21 protein-coding genes and 1 pseudogene are annotated in these 16,237 nt (G+C 40.0%); 5 read left to right on the forward strand and 17 right to left on the reverse strand.

From position 1 onward, the window contains the following. Positions 1–7: 7 nt before the first annotated feature. The 6 genes from yqeK to NSQ52_RS11985 are packed head-to-tail and all read right to left on the reverse strand — an operon-like array spanning position 8 to position 3,916. The gene (gene yqeK / locus NSQ52_RS11960) at positions 8–571 is read right to left on the reverse strand and encodes a bis(5'-nucleosyl)-tetraphosphatase (symmetrical) YqeK (RefSeq protein ID WP_058336622.1); all 564 of its coding nucleotides are present in this window, start codon (positions 569–571) and stop codon (positions 8–10) included. Then, complete coding sequence (locus NSQ52_RS11965) at positions 561–1,130, reverse strand: nicotinate-nucleotide adenylyltransferase (RefSeq protein WP_342473359.1); 570 nt, start codon at positions 1,128–1,130, stop codon at positions 561–563. Before NSQ52_RS11965 ends, yqeK begins: the two co-directional genes overlap by 11 nt. A 13-nt stretch (positions 1,131–1,143) precedes the next feature. Further along, on the reverse strand, positions 1,144–1,434 hold the full coding sequence (yhbY, locus tag NSQ52_RS11970) for a ribosome assembly RNA-binding protein YhbY (protein ID WP_008342507.1): 291 nt from the start codon (positions 1,432–1,434) through the stop codon (positions 1,144–1,146). Then, positions 1,428–2,270, reverse strand: coding sequence for a shikimate dehydrogenase (gene aroE / locus NSQ52_RS11975; RefSeq protein WP_061419622.1), 843 nt, complete (start codon positions 2,268–2,270; stop codon positions 1,428–1,430). Before aroE ends, yhbY begins: the two co-directional genes overlap by 7 nt. A gap of 21 nt (positions 2,271–2,291) precedes the next feature. After that, positions 2,292–3,392: a ribosome biogenesis GTPase YqeH gene (gene yqeH, locus NSQ52_RS11980; protein ID WP_007501357.1), complete on the reverse strand. Its 1,101-nt coding sequence runs from the start codon at positions 3,390–3,392 to the stop codon at positions 2,292–2,294. Positions 3,393–3,394: 2 nt separating this feature from the next. Next, positions 3,395–3,916, reverse strand: coding sequence for a YqeG family HAD IIIA-type phosphatase (locus tag NSQ52_RS11985; protein ID WP_008356191.1), 522 nt, complete (start codon positions 3,914–3,916; stop codon positions 3,395–3,397). Positions 3,917–4,278: 362 nt separating this feature from the next. Between NSQ52_RS11985 and NSQ52_RS11990 the strand changes: the two genes are divergently transcribed. Then, positions 4,279–4,419: a sporulation histidine kinase inhibitor Sda gene (locus tag NSQ52_RS11990; protein ID WP_003217327.1), complete on the forward strand. Its 141-nt coding sequence runs from the start codon at positions 4,279–4,281 to the stop codon at positions 4,417–4,419. Positions 4,420–4,555: 136 nt separating this feature from the next. Here NSQ52_RS11990 and NSQ52_RS11995 read toward each other — a convergent pair whose 3' ends face one another. The 4 genes from NSQ52_RS11995 to NSQ52_RS12010 all read right to left on the reverse strand — a co-directional run bounded on the left by NSQ52_RS11995 (position 4,556) and on the right by NSQ52_RS12010 (position 7,612). Then, the gene (locus NSQ52_RS11995) at positions 4,556–4,705 is read right to left on the reverse strand and encodes a hypothetical protein (RefSeq protein WP_003217499.1); all 150 of its coding nucleotides are present in this window, start codon (positions 4,703–4,705) and stop codon (positions 4,556–4,558) included. 78 nt (positions 4,706–4,783) lie between these two features. Then, positions 4,784–5,512, reverse strand: coding sequence for a GDSL-type esterase/lipase family protein (locus tag NSQ52_RS12000; protein WP_169476094.1), 729 nt, complete (start codon positions 5,510–5,512; stop codon positions 4,784–4,786). Positions 5,513–5,583: 71 nt separating this feature from the next. Beyond that, complete coding sequence (locus NSQ52_RS12005) at positions 5,584–6,324, reverse strand: polysaccharide deacetylase family protein (RefSeq protein ID WP_178930348.1); 741 nt, start codon at positions 6,322–6,324, stop codon at positions 5,584–5,586. A 166-nt stretch (positions 6,325–6,490) separates the two neighbouring features. Next, positions 6,491–7,612 carry a tetratricopeptide repeat protein gene (locus tag NSQ52_RS12010; RefSeq protein ID WP_178930349.1) on the reverse strand — a complete coding sequence of 374 codons (1,122 nt, stop codon included), beginning with the start codon at positions 7,610–7,612 and terminating at the stop codon, positions 6,491–6,493. 231 nt (positions 7,613–7,843) lie between these two features. Between NSQ52_RS12010 and sigK the strand changes: the two genes are divergently transcribed. From sigK to NSQ52_RS12030, 4 genes and pseudogenes are all read left to right on the forward strand, one after another. Then, complete coding sequence (gene sigK, locus NSQ52_RS12015; protein ID WP_159145846.1) at positions 7,844–8,572, forward strand: RNA polymerase sporulation sigma factor SigK; 729 nt, start codon at positions 7,844–7,846, stop codon at positions 8,570–8,572. 490 nt (positions 8,573–9,062) lie between these two features. After that, positions 9,063–9,722, forward strand: coding sequence for a hypothetical protein (locus NSQ52_RS12020; RefSeq protein ID WP_008342520.1), 660 nt, complete (start codon positions 9,063–9,065; stop codon positions 9,720–9,722). A gap of 27 nt (positions 9,723–9,749) precedes the next feature. Further along, positions 9,750–9,902, forward strand: a pseudogene (locus tag NSQ52_RS12025) (RNA polymerase subunit sigma-70); the annotation flags it as partial. A gap of 230 nt (positions 9,903–10,132) precedes the next feature. Then, the gene (locus NSQ52_RS12030; protein WP_178930350.1) at positions 10,133–10,834 is read left to right on the forward strand and encodes a FadR/GntR family transcriptional regulator; all 702 of its coding nucleotides are present in this window, start codon (positions 10,133–10,135) and stop codon (positions 10,832–10,834) included. A 73-nt stretch (positions 10,835–10,907) separates the two neighbouring features. On the opposite strand, the gene NSQ52_RS12035 is transcribed toward NSQ52_RS12030, so the two are convergent. The 7 genes from NSQ52_RS12035 to NSQ52_RS12065 all read right to left on the reverse strand — a co-directional run bounded on the left by NSQ52_RS12035 (position 10,908) and on the right by NSQ52_RS12065 (position 16,235). Continuing rightward, positions 10,908–11,048 carry a GapA-binding peptide SR1P gene (locus tag NSQ52_RS12035; protein WP_017358037.1) on the reverse strand — a complete coding sequence of 47 codons (141 nt, stop codon included), beginning with the start codon at positions 11,046–11,048 and terminating at the stop codon, positions 10,908–10,910. A 129-nt stretch (positions 11,049–11,177) separates the two neighbouring features. Beyond that, positions 11,178–12,518 carry an MFS transporter gene (locus NSQ52_RS12040; RefSeq protein ID WP_024718794.1) on the reverse strand — a complete coding sequence of 447 codons (1,341 nt, stop codon included), beginning with the start codon at positions 12,516–12,518 and terminating at the stop codon, positions 11,178–11,180. Positions 12,519–12,695: 177 nt separating this feature from the next. Then, positions 12,696–13,454, reverse strand: coding sequence for a 3-oxoacyl-ACP reductase FabG (gene fabG / locus NSQ52_RS12045; protein WP_008342528.1), 759 nt, complete (start codon positions 13,452–13,454; stop codon positions 12,696–12,698). Between the two features lie 16 nt (positions 13,455–13,470). Beyond that, positions 13,471–14,430, reverse strand: a complete 960-nt coding sequence (locus NSQ52_RS12050; RefSeq protein ID WP_017358040.1) for a transketolase C-terminal domain-containing protein — start codon at positions 14,428–14,430, stop codon at positions 13,471–13,473. After that, the gene (locus tag NSQ52_RS12055; protein ID WP_017358041.1) at positions 14,427–15,263 is read right to left on the reverse strand and encodes a transketolase; all 837 of its coding nucleotides are present in this window, start codon (positions 15,261–15,263) and stop codon (positions 14,427–14,429) included. The genes NSQ52_RS12050 and NSQ52_RS12055 overlap by 4 nt, the downstream gene beginning before the upstream one ends. 258 nt (positions 15,264–15,521) lie before the next feature. Further along, a complete protein-coding gene (locus NSQ52_RS12060) occupies positions 15,522–15,794 on the reverse strand; it encodes a DUF3986 family protein (RefSeq protein ID WP_058336614.1) in 273 nt (90 codons plus the stop codon). 30 nt (positions 15,795–15,824) lie between these two features. After that, positions 15,825–16,235, reverse strand: coding sequence for an Imm1 family immunity protein (locus tag NSQ52_RS12065; RefSeq protein ID WP_144668553.1), 411 nt, complete (start codon positions 16,233–16,235; stop codon positions 15,825–15,827). Between the last annotated feature and the right edge of the window lie 2 nt (positions 16,236–16,237).

The raw sequence follows: 16,237 nt of genomic DNA on the forward strand, positions 1-16,237 counted from the left end.
TTCCTCCTTAGTTGTTCTTTTGCACAAGTGAGTTATAAGTAGCAAGTGTATCTGGGAAAACTGGCTGATTCTTTTTCATTAAAAAGCTGACGGTGTTTTTTAAAGATTGAATCAAGGCAAGGTCCAAATCCTGCTCTGCTAACTCTCTTACTTCCTCTACACCAGGAAAATGGCGTCCTGGCTCTATATAGTCGGCGACATAAATCACTTTTTCAAGCAATGTCATGTTCGGTCTGCCGGATGTATGGAATTCAATGGCTGTTAAAATATCTTGGTCGTCAATTCCAACTTCTTTTTTGACCAAATAGGCACCAACTGGGGCATGCCAAAGCTCAGATGAATATTTAAGCAATAGAGGGTTCATCTGTTCTTGCTGGATGATGCCCTTCATTTCTTCTTTCGGTCTAAATTTAGCATAATCGTGGAAAATAGCCGCGACCTCTGCTTTTTTCACATCTGCACCAAAACGTTCAGCTAATGAAATGGCCGTCTCCATTACCCCAATTGTATGTGTATATCTATGCTCTGTTAACTGCTGTTTGACACAGTTTAAAGCTTCTTCACGATTCATATAAATGATGCTCCTTTATATAACACTCAACCGCTTTCGGAATCAAATAATCAACAGGTTGCCCCTGCTTCATTCGCTGCCTAATCAATGTCGATGATACATCAAAAGCCGGAACATCTGCAAACAAAAGAGGATACGCCGTACTTCCTTCATAACCTGATCTTTTCATCCCAATAAAGGTGATCATCTGAAGCAAATCATCGATTCTATGCCATTTCGGCAAATACTCGACCATGTCCGCTCCAATCATAAAAAAGAACTCATCTTCAGGATGGCGCTTCTTTAACAGCTCAACCGTATCTACTGTATAAGATGGGCCCTCCCGCTCCATTTCAATAAGCTCAACTCGAAAATGAGGATTTGTCTGAATCGCTTTTTCCACCATTTTTACGCGGTGATGACTCTCTGCTCGTTTTCGGCCCGTTTTATGAGGGGGCTGGTGATTTGGGATAAACCAAATTTCATCAAGCCCTACTTGGAAACGCACCTCACTTGCCATCAGCAAATGCCCATTATGCGGGGGATCAAACGTACCGCCGAACAATCCTATTTTTTTCATATCATATCCACCTTTACGGCAGCTTAATTTGTTTATTTTCCTTTGATTCCTTATAAAGGACAATCACATTTCCGATCGTTTGAACGAGTTCAGCTTTTGCACCTTTTACAAGTGCTTTTGCAACCTCTGTTTTGTCCTCGTCGCAGTTTTGCAATACGCTAACTTTCAAAAGTTCTCTTGCTTCAAGCGCCTCGGAAATTTGCTTGACCATATTGTCATTTACCCCGCCTTTTCCAACTTGAAAAATAGGTGATAAATGATGTGCTTGCGCACGTAAAAAACGTTTTTGCTTACCTTTTAACATGGTGTTCCTCCTAATTTCTCTATGACAATTGACTTCATTTTTCGGGCGTCAGGTGTAATGCCAGTCCACAGTTCAAAGGCTCTTACCGCCTGACCAACAAACATGCCGACGCCATCGACTGTTTTCAAACCTAACCCGGCTGCTTCGCTTAGCAGCTTTGTTTCTATTGGATTATACACAATATCACAAACGACCGCTGTTTTTTTTGCGTTCGCTAAAGAAATTGGGGTTTCTTCAACATTCGGATACATACCAATTGAGGTCGTATGGATGATGACATCATATTCCCCAAGCCCCTCTTCTGCTGTATTTAATGCAATGGCACGAGATGTGATTTTCCCATCGGCACTTTCAATTAAAGCCTCAGCTTTTTCAATGGTGCGGTTGGCGATATCAAATTGTTTCGGTGCATACTCAGCAATCGTCGTGTAAATCGCTCTTGCTGCTCCACCAGCACCAAGCAGGAGAAATGACAGCTCTGATAACGGCTGATCCAACGCTTCAAGCAATGAATGAAGAAAACCCTCTCCATCTGTATTGTACCCAACGAGCTGACCATTTTCGAGGCGAACCGTATTGACGGCACGCAGGCGTTCAGCTGTCACATCAATTTTGTCAAGGTACTGCATGATGTCTACCTTGTGCGGAACAGTGACGTTAAAGCCGCTGATTCCTAAGGCTTTCATACCGTTAATGGCATCTTTCAGGTCGTTTTCTTCTACTTGAAAGCCATGATAATGTCCATCAATTCCAGCATCCTTTAATGCTGCATTATGAATATCTGGAGACATTGAATGGCCAACAGGGTTACCGATTACTCCGTATAAAGGTTTCAAGGTCTCTCCCCCTCTGAACATTTAAATTAACGAACGTCTCATAAACACGTGCACGCCTTTTGGCGCATACACTTTGATTTGTTTCCCAGCATCATTCGCCGTCACCCAGCCTAATCCTGAAAAGACAATGTCCATTTTTGGCTGATCGATGGTGAAAGTGTGCGGAACGAGCGGCGGGAAATCTTCCATTCCCTCTTTTGATGGCGGTGAAAGCAGTTCACCTGCATGCTTTTCATATAAGTCATCTGCATTCTCCATCTTTGTCCTGTGAATGTTGAGTTCATTAGGCATGTAGCAAACAAAGGATGTTCTGCCGCCTTTTACATAATCAAATCGAGCCAGTCCGCCAAAGTAAAGCGTTTGAGCTTCATTTAACTGGAACGTTCTCGGTTTCAATTCTTTTTTCGGCGTTAAAATCTTTAAGTCATTTTTGCCGACATAGTGCGCCATTTGATGGCGGTTGATGATCCCCGGTGTATCGAATAAAGCAGACCCGTCATCAAGCGGGATCTCAATCGCATCAAGTGTTGTCCCTGGGTATTGGGATGTGGTGATCACATTCTCTTCTCCAGACACCTCTTTGATAATGCGGTTAATAAATGTTGATTTTCCAACATTTGTACAGCCGACAACATAGACATTTCTGCCCTCACGGTAATGATCAATGGCCTCCATAACCTCAGGCACACCTTGTCCTCTGCTCGCACTGATTAAAAACACATCAATCGGATTGAGCCCATTTTCTTTTGCTTCCCGCTTCATCCATTGAACAAGACGGTCTTTTTTCACGGATTTCGGTAAAATATCTACCTTGTTGCCGACAAGTAAAATGGGATTACCACCAACAATACGGCTCAGTCCATTAATCCAGCTTCCGTTAAAGTCAAAAATATCAACGACCTTGACGATCAGAGAATCAGTCTCGCCAATGCTGTGTAAAATATTTAAAAAGTCGTCTTCTGTTAAAGACACATCCTGAATTTCATTGTAGTTCTTTAACCTAAAACAGCGCTGACAGATCACATCTTCTTTCAATAGAGATGCTGCCGGCGCATATCCTAATTGATCTTTATCTTCCGTCTGAATGGCTACACCGCAGCCAATACAAACAACCTTTTCCATTATTACTCTTCCTCCCACTGAATGTGGCCCTTACGCTTTAAGGCTCCTAAAATTCTGCGTTCAATCTGCCTGTTAAACTTCGTGAAAAATCCGTCCGATGCCGCAACAGGTACAACCAAAATGGTATGGAAGCCATGCCTGTTTCCGCCAAGCACATCTGTCATAAGCTGATCGCCAATGACAACCACATCTTCTTTCTTCAATTGCATATCAGCGACGGCCTTATTAAAGGCTCTTCCCATCGGTTTTCTCGCTTTATAAATAAACGGGATATGAACAGGCTCAGAAAAAAGCTTGACCCTTTTTTCATTATTGTTCGATACAATCGTCACCTGTATCCCGTGATCTTTCATCTCTTGAAACCATTCAATTAAACGCGGGGTCGCACTTGGACGATCCCATTCTACTAGTGTGTTATCTAAATCCGTAATAATTCCTTTTACATTTCGTTCTTTTAGTTTTTGCGGCGAAATGTGGAAAATACTTTTCACAAATTCATCCGGTAAGAAATACTTCTTTAGCACAATTTGCACCCTTTCTTCCATTGGTTTTTCAGCGATTGTGTCGAATCAAATCACAATTTGTCTGTCTATCGAATACAATGAAAAAGTTTTCGACATATGATGAGGACCTTCAACAGGTGTGGATAATTTTACACACATTATCCACCTATATTTCATCACGCTTTCATTCAATTATAAACACTCTACCCACAAGTTATCCACTTAACCATGTGGATAACAGAACGATTGTTCTTGTTTCCCATTCATGGTAGATTAAAGATACTTCAAAGACATTCGATCAACCTATGATGATATGTCTTTTCCTCAAGTTTTATGCCAACTTTTTCAGGGGAGGTGTTTTTCCCATCATATGGGTTTCTAGTATGAAAAAGCTGTCAGATGATTTACTTATAGAATCGTATTATAAAGCAAATGAAATGAACTTAAATCGCGACTTCATTGAATTAATTGAGACAGAAATGAAAAGACGTTCGCTCGGGCATATGCTCTCTGTTTCCTCTTAATTCCATATATCCAGGAACCATGCCTCCCGAGCACTCTCCTTTTTTAAACTCAGGTGACTGATATTATATCACTTGCGCTATAGGCTTACTACTATTTTCCGTAAAAAACACCCCTTCTGATCAAAGAAGAGGTGTCTTATTTGCAAGGCTGTTCATTCCAAAACCATAACCCTCCACCTACGACCAAAATGACGACAAGGAACACAACAAGAAAAGCGTAACCGATTCCTGCTCCTTGAGCTGGATAAGGCGAACACGCAGGGTAAGGATAAGGACATCCCCACATATCAGTTACCTCCTTCTAAGAAGATATACTGTTAGACTATGCTGGATGGATCGTCTTGTTTAGGCAGATGGCCTGCATTTAAAAATGTTTAATGACATCACGCTCTTTGATTTCGTTATAAATGATTCTTGCCCCTTTTGGTGTCATATGATTGCCAGAAGGGTCAATGAGGCCAGACTGAATCAAGGCGTTGTCACTATCTTCACCCGCTTCTCGGATGAACGCTTTCCAATTGTCGACAAGCGGCACTTGCTGTTTTTCAGCTACTTGTCTTGTGATGTCATTATATGAGTTTTGCCAAGCTCTCGCCCCGCCTCTCTCAGCAAAATAAGATGACTTATATCTAGAATAATAATACAAGCCCTTTTTGCCTCCTTCCACCACAGGCACGCACGTCATGAGGATCGGGGTAATTCCCTCTTTCCTACTTTCAGAAATGAAGTAGGATAAGTTTTCTTTAAATCGTTTTTTGGTCACACGGGGATGTTTCCCGTCTAGAATCGCCGCATCATTTGTACCGAACATGATGAGGACGTAAGTTGGTTTTTGTTTTAAAATATCCTGCTCAAAGCGAAGCTTCGCATCTTCTGTTGTCTGCCCGCCAATCCCGGCATTCTGTACCTTGATTTGGCCACGCTCGACGTTTTTCATGAGATTCACCCATTTTTCAGATGTGGGATAATCTCGAAAATCCCAGTTCGATCCTCTTGTGTTACTGTCACCAAATGCAATCACGCTTTCCTGCACTGGTTTTGAGCACCCAGCAGCAACACATAACAGGATGAAAAGGAAAACAAATTTCTTCACAACATTCACCTCCAAAAGCCCTCTTCATATAGTAAACGACAAGACTTTTGGTTTCAATGAATGACTGTTTCTCATTGTAATTGAACCGGCAGATAATCTCTGTTATGGTGCACCAGTTCGCTCACTTTCACAAACTCATAGCCCCTTTTCTTTAGTTCAGGTACGACTTGTTTCAGCGCTTCTACTGTCTGCTTACGATTTCCTCCGCCATCATGTAAAAGGATGATATCACCGCCCTGAATATTCTCAATAATACGGCTGGCAATTTTGTGTGCACCTGGCCTAGACCAGTCCTTCGGATCTTGCGTAAAGGACCACATCACGACATCGTATCCTTGCTTTGAAAGAATGCGGAATGACTTCATCGTCAAGCGCCCGCCCGGGGGACGAAATAATAAGGGTCCACCAGGCTGGAGAGAAGCGATATGAGCCGCTGATTCTTTTAATTCTTGCTTGATTTCTTTCGATGACAAAAGATCAAAATACGTATGGTTCATCGTGTGATTGCCAAGCTCATTTCCTTCGCTCACAATCCGCTCTGCGAGCAGGGGATATGCATGAATACGGCTTCCGATGACAAAAAAGCTGGCATTCACTTCATGCTCTCTCAGTACGTCTAGTATTTGATTTGTGTATACCGGATGAGGCCCATCATCAAAGGTTAACGCAATCTTTTTCCGTTCCTCTCTCATGTCCCAAAAGGCTCGTCCTGTTTTTTCTAGGTCGATTCTTTTTAATGTACGCGCCTCTATGTTACCAGGAACAAAAGCGCATATTAGCAATATACATAACAAGATATGCAACCCTTTCATCAGACCGCCTCCACAGAACATCATTACACATTAAATTGCCCGCTTTCTGATGAATTCATTCAAGTTTCGTGATCGTCTACGCTTCTTTTTCACATAAAAAAAGCCGGCCCATCAGGCCCGCTTTTTGTCTCACGTTTGGTTTCTCTCTTCAACTGTCGAACGTTGCTTAGAATTCATACAGACACTCTCCTTCTTGGATTTGATTTTGAGCCCATAACAATTTTTGATAATACTGGTTGGACTTCTGGTATTGTTGAGAGGTTTCTAAGGCTGTCGCAATTTCTAGTGAGATATCCTCTATATAAGAGTATAGGCTAAGTTTTTCCAAATAATCAATGGTTTTTTGCAGTTGTTCTTCATTGATTTCCTGAACATATAAAGCATCCAGATACTCAAACATATGACAGAACAGCTGGTCTTCATGCTTCTTTGCGGCCAATTTCCCATCCTCTAATATGCGCCTTGCTTCGGTCTTCTCATTTTGTCTAAAAAGCAGCTTGGCCAGTGTATAAAGTGTATGAGGCAGCGTGGGAAGCAGCTCTTTTTTGGCGAGGTCAGCCGATTCGGTTAAATATCGTTCTGCTTCTTCTCGATAACCTAACTCCCCGTAACATTTCCCTAAATTATAGAGTGCTGAGCTATAAATGCGCGGGTGGTCAATTTCGGATGCGAGTTGTTTCGCCTTTTTCAAGTGAGGCAGTGCTCGATCTTTACGTTTTAAATCTTGATAATTTCCCGAGATGACAAAGAGGCACTGAATAATGCGAATGGAATATGCATCATGCTGATCGTATATTTCAAGCGCTTTTAAAATATGGTGCATGGAGACATGCGTTTGTTTCATTATATAGTAGGCTTCTGCTACTTTAAAATGAAACTCGGCCTGCTCAATATCATCAAATACCATAGACAGCTGTTTTTCTGCCATGCGATAATATTTGACGGCCTCCAAATATTCTTTTTGACTAAACTCATGCATGCCACGAAAAAATGCATGGTAATAATGCAGCATATCAGATAACTCATGATTGGAATTTTCGATTTTATCGACAAGGTTAGATACTGAGAAAGGTTGATATTTTGAAGGGTGTATATAGTCGAGCATAATTTGGTGCCGAAAACACATGAGCTGATAATAAATCAGTAAATGCTGGTCCTCTTCCATACGTTCAATTTCCGCTTCTACTTCCGCTTTCAAGATTTCCGCATCTGGAACACTGAACTGCCGTATCATTCGATACCATTCATTAATTTTCATACCGACATGTGAAGAAAGAACCTTCCCCATGTTCCGAAAAAACCCCTTCCTTTTCGGTCTAATATTACATATTTTAGCACGCTTCTAGACCGCCAAGCACCGCAAAGAAACCGCAAACATATGAGAGGGGCAGCACAAACATACGCACAGAAGCACGTTTCTTTCAAATAAGATGATTTTTTCATCGTACAGACACAGACAATCCTTCCTTCACATACATTTGAGGATATAGGCAGCGGCCTAAACATGGTGGAGGTGAAAATCGTGACAGGAGTATTTACAGCGATGGGATTGATGGTCAAAGAATTGGTGTTTTTAGTGTCCTATGTCAAAAACAATGCCTTTCCACAACCCCTTTCGGGAGATGATGAGAAAAAATACTTAGCCCTTATGGCAGAGGGCGATGAACACGCAAGAAACATGCTGATTGAACATAACCTTCGGCTCGTCGCCCATATTGTCAAGAAATTTGAAAATACCGGGGAAGACGCTGAAGACCTCATCTCCATCGGGACGATCGGACTCATTAAAGCCATCGAAAGCTATTCCTCTGGAAAAGGAACAAAGCTGGCAACATATGCGGCGCGGTGTATTGAGAACGAAATCCTCATGCATTTACGCGCACTCAAAAAAACAAAAAAAGACGTCTCTCTGCATGACCCCATCGGTCAGGATAAAGAAGGCAACGAAATTTCATTAATTGACGTCTTAAAATCAGAAAATGAGGACGTGATTGATACCATTCAGCTCAACATGGAGCTTGAAAAAGTAAAAGAATATATCGACATTCTCGACGGCCGGGAAAAAGAAGTCATCGTCGGCCGGTTCGGTTTGGACTTAAAGAAAGAGAAAACGCAGCGGGAAATAGCCAAGGAGCTCGGAATATCGCGGAGCTATGTGTCCCGGATTGAGAAGCGAGCGCTGATGAAGATGTTTCATGAGTTTTACCGGGCAGAGAAGGAGAAGCGGAAACGGGAGAAGGGGAAGTGAAAATGAACTTCCCCTAACTTCTAACAAAAACAGACCTTATTAGGTCTGTTTTTTATTTCGGCACTAAGCTACTGTCTCGCTGCATTTCTTTTGATAATAGCTGCCGCCTTAGCCCTCAAGAACAATGGCAAGATTTTGGTGATGAATTTTGGGTCATGCACTTAGACATGAAGGAAATCAACTGATTACACCCCACTGTTTAGAGAATTGTGGAAAATGAAGGACAAACGGTTTGCATATAAGTTTTGTATTTCAACTTTTATGTTTAGAAAAATAATAGCTATTCAGACTTATAATAATTTCACAAATGAAATATCAGCACTTTTTAATGTTACATACGAATTCACCACCGAATGTTTCGTGACTTTAAACCCATGCTATAAGTCATGAATTATTTTGTCTTATTTTGTCGAAAATCATCAATTTAATATTTTTTATATTATAATGTTTCCTGTATTACTAAAATGTGTATATAGAAGGGTGCAGACTAATGAAAAAAGCTAAACTAATTTTATTCTTATGCTTTATGGCAGTTCTAACTGCTTGCGGTAACACTAACAGTTCAACTGATCCAGCAAAAAAAGAAGAAACGAGCAAAGAGGCTTCAAAAGAATCAGCACAAAAAGAGAATAAACCAACGTCAGGACGCTTATCAAAGATTGGGGAGTGGAAGAAAGATAAAAATGGGTCAACACTGACTTTAAAAAAGATAAACAACAAACAAAAAGAAATAGATTTAAGTCCTATTAAGATGAAAATACAAGATATTAAAGTTTTTGAATACAGTAATTTAGGTGAAGACGATAAAGAGCTTCTTTCTGATAATCAATATGAAAAAGATAAATATCATAGAATACAAATCACTTACACGACTGAAAACACTTCCGATAAAGATGTTTTGTTTTCTGGTGTTAAAGTTATTACCACTAATACAAAAAAACAAATTGAAGTCAATGAGTCTAATTTGTATACGGATAAAGGTGTTGGTTCTTTTTATGGTAAAGTCGAAAATGAAGGTATGGTTGTAGTTCCTTTACTTGTAGATGATGTTTCAGATTTGAGCTCAATCACACTTCACTTAGGAGATGTATTTCTAAATGACGAACCTGAATTATTGCATGATGGGGCAAAAGTGAAATTCGATTTTTAAATTCTGCACCCCCCTTTTGACTTTAATAATGAAATCCTCATGCATTTACGCGCACTTAAAAAAACAAAAAAAGACGTCTCTCTGCATGACCCCATCGGTCAGGATAAAGAAGGCAACGAAATTTCATTAATTGCCTTCTTAACATCTGAAAATGAAGATGTGACTGATACCATTCAGCTCTACATGACCGGTCCGGTTTGAAGTTAAAGAAAGAGAAGGCGAAATGAGCAGGGAATTTTAATAGAAAACATTTTGCAACAGAACAGGCCTTATAAGGTCTGTTTTTATTTGTTTAGGCTCTTACCATTTATGAATTATCTTTTAATTTTAAAAATGGTTTCAGTATATTTTTTTGCCCTTCAAATCTGAAAAGTATATAATTAATATACTTGTATGACAAATAAAGAGGGGTGATTTCTATTACATTCAATCCTGTTTCCAATAAAAAATTATACATACAAATTTATAATCAGATCCTTTCTGAAATACAGTTAGGCTCTTTTCAAATAGGAGATAAACTTCCTTCAGAAAGGGAATTATGCGAACAATTTGGTGTCAGCCGCGCACCTGTTAGACAAGCCCTCAGTGCACTAGAAATGAATGGTATTATTTATTCACGTCAAGGAGAAGGTGTTTTCGTTAAGAGTACGACCATACACAATGAAGGGTCCATCTCTATGACATCGGCATCACCTGAGGATATCGTGGAAGCTAGAATGCATATCGAGCCTTTAATTATTCATTTTGCTGCTTTGAGAGCGACTGACGAAGATATTTTAGAACTGAAACAAACCATTAAAAAAATGGAAGAAGAAACACATTCAGGTGTATACGTCCCGGCAACTGACGAGCAGCTACATATGGGAATTGCAAAAGCGTCACATAATGATTTATTCATTACCTTTATGTCTTCCATTACGAATGCTATGAAGCAGCAGGAAATGTGGAGGTTTATACGTGATCGAACCGTTACCCGTTCTGACTATCGTGAGGTCAACTTTCAGGAGCATAAACTGATTATAGAAGCACTCGAAGAACGGAACGCAGCAGAAGCTGTGAAACGTATGACTGCCCACATGCAAAACCTATATGATCGATATTGGAAAAGCTAGGATCTTCCACTTCCAAATAAGACGCATACAACAAGTAGAAGCCTTGCTGTTATGCGTCTTTGTCTTTTTAAATTCATTTATTTTCCGATGCTCGGCACCCTTCGCATATTCCGTATAAGACTTTAACCCCTTCAGAGCCGTAAGCGATGTCAATGATTTCTCCACATTCCCGGCAAACGATCGTATTTTGTGGTACATTTGTCTCTTTTTCCATGAAAATTTCAGCTCCAATCGTTTTATCCTCATGTATTGTCTCGTTTTCTTTCAGAACTTCTCCTGACAGCTAAATCACCACAATATTTCCCCTTACTACTTCCATCATAGTTTTTTTTATGACCCTCGTTTAAATAGACTTTTCTATACTGGATTTTTCTGTACTTGCTTTTACAACTAGTGCTTTTCCTGACTGTTTAACTAAAAACACAATAATAAAAGAAGCCAGTATCATACTAATACCTAAAAAAATCATACTGATGTGAAAAGAACCTGTGACATCCTTAATGTATCCGACTATATATGGCCCAAAGAAACCGCCAAGATTGCCAATACTGTTGATTAGTGCGATCGCTCCACCGGCGGCTGCTCCTGTTAGAAAAGAAGGGGGAATGGCCCAAAATGGAGAATAAGCACCAAAGGCTCCGCACAAGGCAATGGTTAAGAACACAAAGGATAAGATCACACTGGAATTTGCTATATAACTGCTAATGATCATGGCCATCGCACTGACAGTTAAGCAGGCAGATACATGCCATCGCCTCTCGTTTTTCTTGTCAGAATGATTCCCGACCAGCACCATTACAATGATAGCGACGGTATACATGAAACCTAACAGCCAGCCCATTCCCTGCGTACTTAAGGAAATGGTGTCAGATAATCCTTTAGAGATTGTCGGCAAAAACATATTGATGCCGTAAAACCCAACCATCCAGCAGAAATAGCCTGCCGATAAAATGAGTACATCTCGATCTTTTAAAGCTTGAGTAAATGTATATCGCTTGACCTGTTCTTTTTCAAGCTTTTCTTTTGTTGTGACATGAATCAGCCACTCTTTTTCATCTTGATTCAGCCATTTTACATCTTCAAGTTTGTCATCCAAATAAAAGAATGCAATTACTCCAAGAATGAGTGCTGGAATCGCTTCTAAAATAAACAGCCACTGCCATCCAGACATATCCAGCCAATCAACACCTAATAGAAATGTAGAAAGTGGTGCACCTAGGGCATTCGCTCCCGGAATCGCCAGCATAAATCCAGCAATGGCTTTGGCATGATGTTTGGTTTGATAAAAACCGCTCAAATAAAACACCATACATGGATAAAAACTAGCTTCTGCTGCACCCAATAAGAAACGTGCTGTATAAAACTGCCATGGTTCTTGGACAAAAGCCATTAAAATCGCAATAATTGCCCATGTCACCATAATTCGGCTGATCCATTTACTCGCACCGATCTTTGCCATAATGGCACTTCCCGGAACTTCTAATAAAAAATACCCTAAAAAGAATATTCCAGCCCCAAGTCCAAATACAGCATTTGAAAATCCCAAATCTTCATTCATTTGAAGAGCAGCAAATCCAATATTCACACGATCTAAAATAGCGATAACAAAACATAAGGATAAAAATGGGATAAGGCGAAGTGTAACTTTACGAGTCGTCGACTTTTCTAATGCTTGTTGATTCAACATGATTCCCCCTTCAAGTTGCTTTGTCCAACTGCGTGAAGATGTCTAAATGGCATGACATATTTTTATTAAGCGCTTACAAAATATCATTTCATCAATCATTTTGACTGTGACTCTACTTCCTTTTTATTTAAAATAGAGTCAGGCATGTTCATGTGCCTGCTCCATTTCTTTCTACTAGTCCATATGTGAACCACCATTGATATCGATTTCTTCTCCTGTAATGTAGGATGCTTCTTTAGTAGCCAAAAATGTAATGGCGGCTGCGATTTCTTTCGTTTCACCTGGTCGGCCAAGTGGTATATTATCAATTACTTTTTCGGCTTCATCGATAGGAAGTGACTTCCAAATATCCGTATTCACAAGGCCTGGTGCCACACAATTCACTGTGATACCATCTTTCCCTACTTCACGGGCAAGGTTTTTAGAAAAACCTAATACTGCTGCTTTGGAAGCTGAGTAATGTGCTCCTCCAAATACGCCTCCTCCCCTTTTAGCCGATACAGAAGACAGGTTGATAATACGCCCATATTGCTGCTTGATCATTGGTTCTAGCACGGCTTGTGTACACAAGAACAAACCAAACATATTTACATTAAATACTCTTGTCATATCTTCAAGTGTCATGTTCTGAACGGTTACTTTTTGAGAAATACCTGCATTATTCACCAATATGTCAATGCGGCCAAACGCCTCAAGCGTTACAGCCACCATTTGATCAATTGATTCCTTATTTGTTACATTTACTACTACGCCTAACGCTTTTCCTCCGGCTTTTTGAATGGCTTCTACTGTGAAGCGAATCCCTTCTTCATTGATATCTGCTACCACGACAGCAGCACCCTGTTTAGCAAGTGTTAGAGCGATTGTTCGGCCAATTCCTTTTTCAGAACCGCTCCCTGTTACAATAGCTACTTGATTGTTTAATGTAAACATTGTAAATAACCTACTTTCAAATGTGATTGTTCAGCATGTCTTTTGCTGTATTTATGATGTTTTCGATTGTTATTCCATTTATTTCTAAAAGTTTTTCGTAAGGTGCAGATTCTCCAAAACGGTCTTGCACTCCGATCCGTTTGACTTTTCCTCGACCTTCTTCTGCTGCTACTTCACATACAGCACTGCCTAATCCGTTCAAAATGTTATGATCCTCTACAGTGATCATACGTCCAATATCAAGACACTCCACAACCGCCTCTCGATCTAGAGGTTTGATCGTATGCATATCTAAAAGTGATGCTTCAATCCCTTGTTCTTCTAATTTTTTAACCGCTTCCAAAGCAAGATATACTGTATCACCATTTGCAATGATCGCAATATCTTTGCCAGACCTTAATTTTTTGGCTTTTCCAATCACAAACTCCTCATGTTCATCATAAATCATCGGCACAGCATCTCGGGTAAAGCGCAAATACATGGGGCCATACGTATTCGCTGCCTCTTTGATCAATTTTCTCGTCGAATAGTAATCAGAGCCCATGATGACCGTCATGTTGGGAAATGTTCTTAAAACGCCCATATCTTCTATCGCTTGATGACTTCCACCGTCATTTCCCGGTGTCAATCCTCCGTGCGAGCAGGCAATCTTTACATTCAAATTCGGATAGCATATTTCTTGGCGGATTTGCTCTGCCATGCGCAGCGAGCCAAAAACTGCGTAAGTGCTTACAAATGGAATTTTTCCAGTTGTCGCAAGACCAGCTGCCAGCCCGGCACCATTTTGTTCGGCAATTCCAACGTTCACATGCTGATTGGGAAGCTGCTTAATGAATTCTCCTGTTTTGCATGATTTGCCGATATCAATATCAATCACGTAAATATGTTGATTCTCTTTTCCTAACTTAACAATTTCATCACCGAAGGCTTCACGTGTCGCTTTTTTCTTAATGACCGCTTTTTCAGTTTGGCTCATGATCTCAAACCTCCTGCTAATTCTTCTAATGCTTGTTCATACTCTTTCTCATTTGGCGCAACACCGTGCCATGAGCAGATATTTTCCATGTAGGAAACGCCTTTGCCTTTAATCGTGTCTGCTACAATACATTTCGGCTTTCCATTTTTCATGTTTTTCACTTGATTCAATGTTTCGACTATCTCTTCCATCGAATGTCCGTCAATTCGCTTTGTTTCAAACCCGAATACTTCAAACTTCATTTCTATGTCTTGCAGCGGCATGATTTCCTCGCAGAAACCATCAATTTGCAGACGGTTATTGTCAACAAAAACAATTAAATTATCAAGACGATATTTGACTGCGGTTTGAACCGCTTCCCAAATTTGTCCTTCTTGACATTCGCCATCGCCTACCATCGCAAATACCCGATAATCTTTTTCATCCCGTTTACCCGCAAGCGCCATACCAACCCCACAAGAAAGTCCTTGGCCTAATGAACCTGTTGAAATATCAATTCCAGGGCATTTCTTCATATCAGGATGACCTTGGAACGGTGAACCGTACTGTCTCAATTTGTATACGTTTTCAAAAGGGACATAACCTTTTAGCGCTAAGGCAGCATATTGAATAGGTGCAACATGGCCTTTCGATAAAACAAAACGATCACGATCTTCCCAGTTAGGATTTTGGGGATCGATATTCATCTCTTTGAAATAAAGGGCCGTGATGATATCAGCAGCTGATAAAGAGCCGCCAGGATGCCCCGATTGCGCTTCATAAATCATCGTAATCGCCGTTTGTCTAAGTTCAATCGCTTTTGCTTTTAAATTCGCCAAACTTACATCTTTCACTGGATCACCTCATTTTATTATTTGAAATCCAATCTTATATCCTTAGTTACTTGTTCACTTGTATGACAAGTAATTTATGAGAACACTATACAATTCTTGCAAGCATTTGTCTATCTATTTTTTGAATTTTTAAACAATCAATGTGAATTTGTATTAGATGCTCTTTATATTACATAGAGCAAAATTTTATAAAATCAGTATCCAACATAAAAAAACATCACTCGTCATTTTCATTGAGTGATGTTTCACATTCTGTATTTATCTCACTACCCCGTTTTCTTTTAAAAAACGCTCAAACAGCTGATTTCCTTCACCTTCAATTTTGTCATCTTCAATAGAATACTCGCCAATCAACAGCCCTAAATCTTCATATTTTTCATAATGCTTTAAAAGCGTGATCCCATACCATGTATGGTCAAAGAATAATTGCCACTTTCCTGTTTCTAAACTCTTAAAAAACACCCCTTCAACATCAAGACCATGTTCGTAATAGCCAACATGTACATGCATGGTATCATCTATACGACACATTTTATTCTCCTTCTCGTTCCTCGTAAGAATTTATAGATCTTGCTGAAAATCAATCGTCCTCAACTCCACCCATTCAACACTATCAGGTACCGATTTTGTTTTTAGAAAATGTTGAACGATTTCATAAGCTTGATGTCGATCGACGTAGCTGCATGAAGGTACATACAATGGTGCGCCTGCAACGACATGCTTGATCGTTTCTATCTTCTCTACTTTTTTAAAAGGAACCAAAAAATCTGGATATCTCATGAGAAAAAAGCCATAAGGTTCATGATAAAAGAAAACAAGACTTTCCGTTTCCCAATCTTCATCCACTTCAATAGAAGATTCTCCATTCCCTTGTTTCCAATAGTCTTCACCCTTATGGAAGAAGATTTCTTTCATCCATTCTTCTCCTGGATTTTCCACTGGAGCACCGGTTGGTCCATAATACAAAAACATTC

Source organism: Bacillus sp. FSL W8-1141 (assembly GCF_038593205.1).
Taxonomy (GTDB): Bacteria; Bacillota; Bacilli; order Bacillales; family Bacillaceae; genus Bacillus; species Bacillus altitudinis.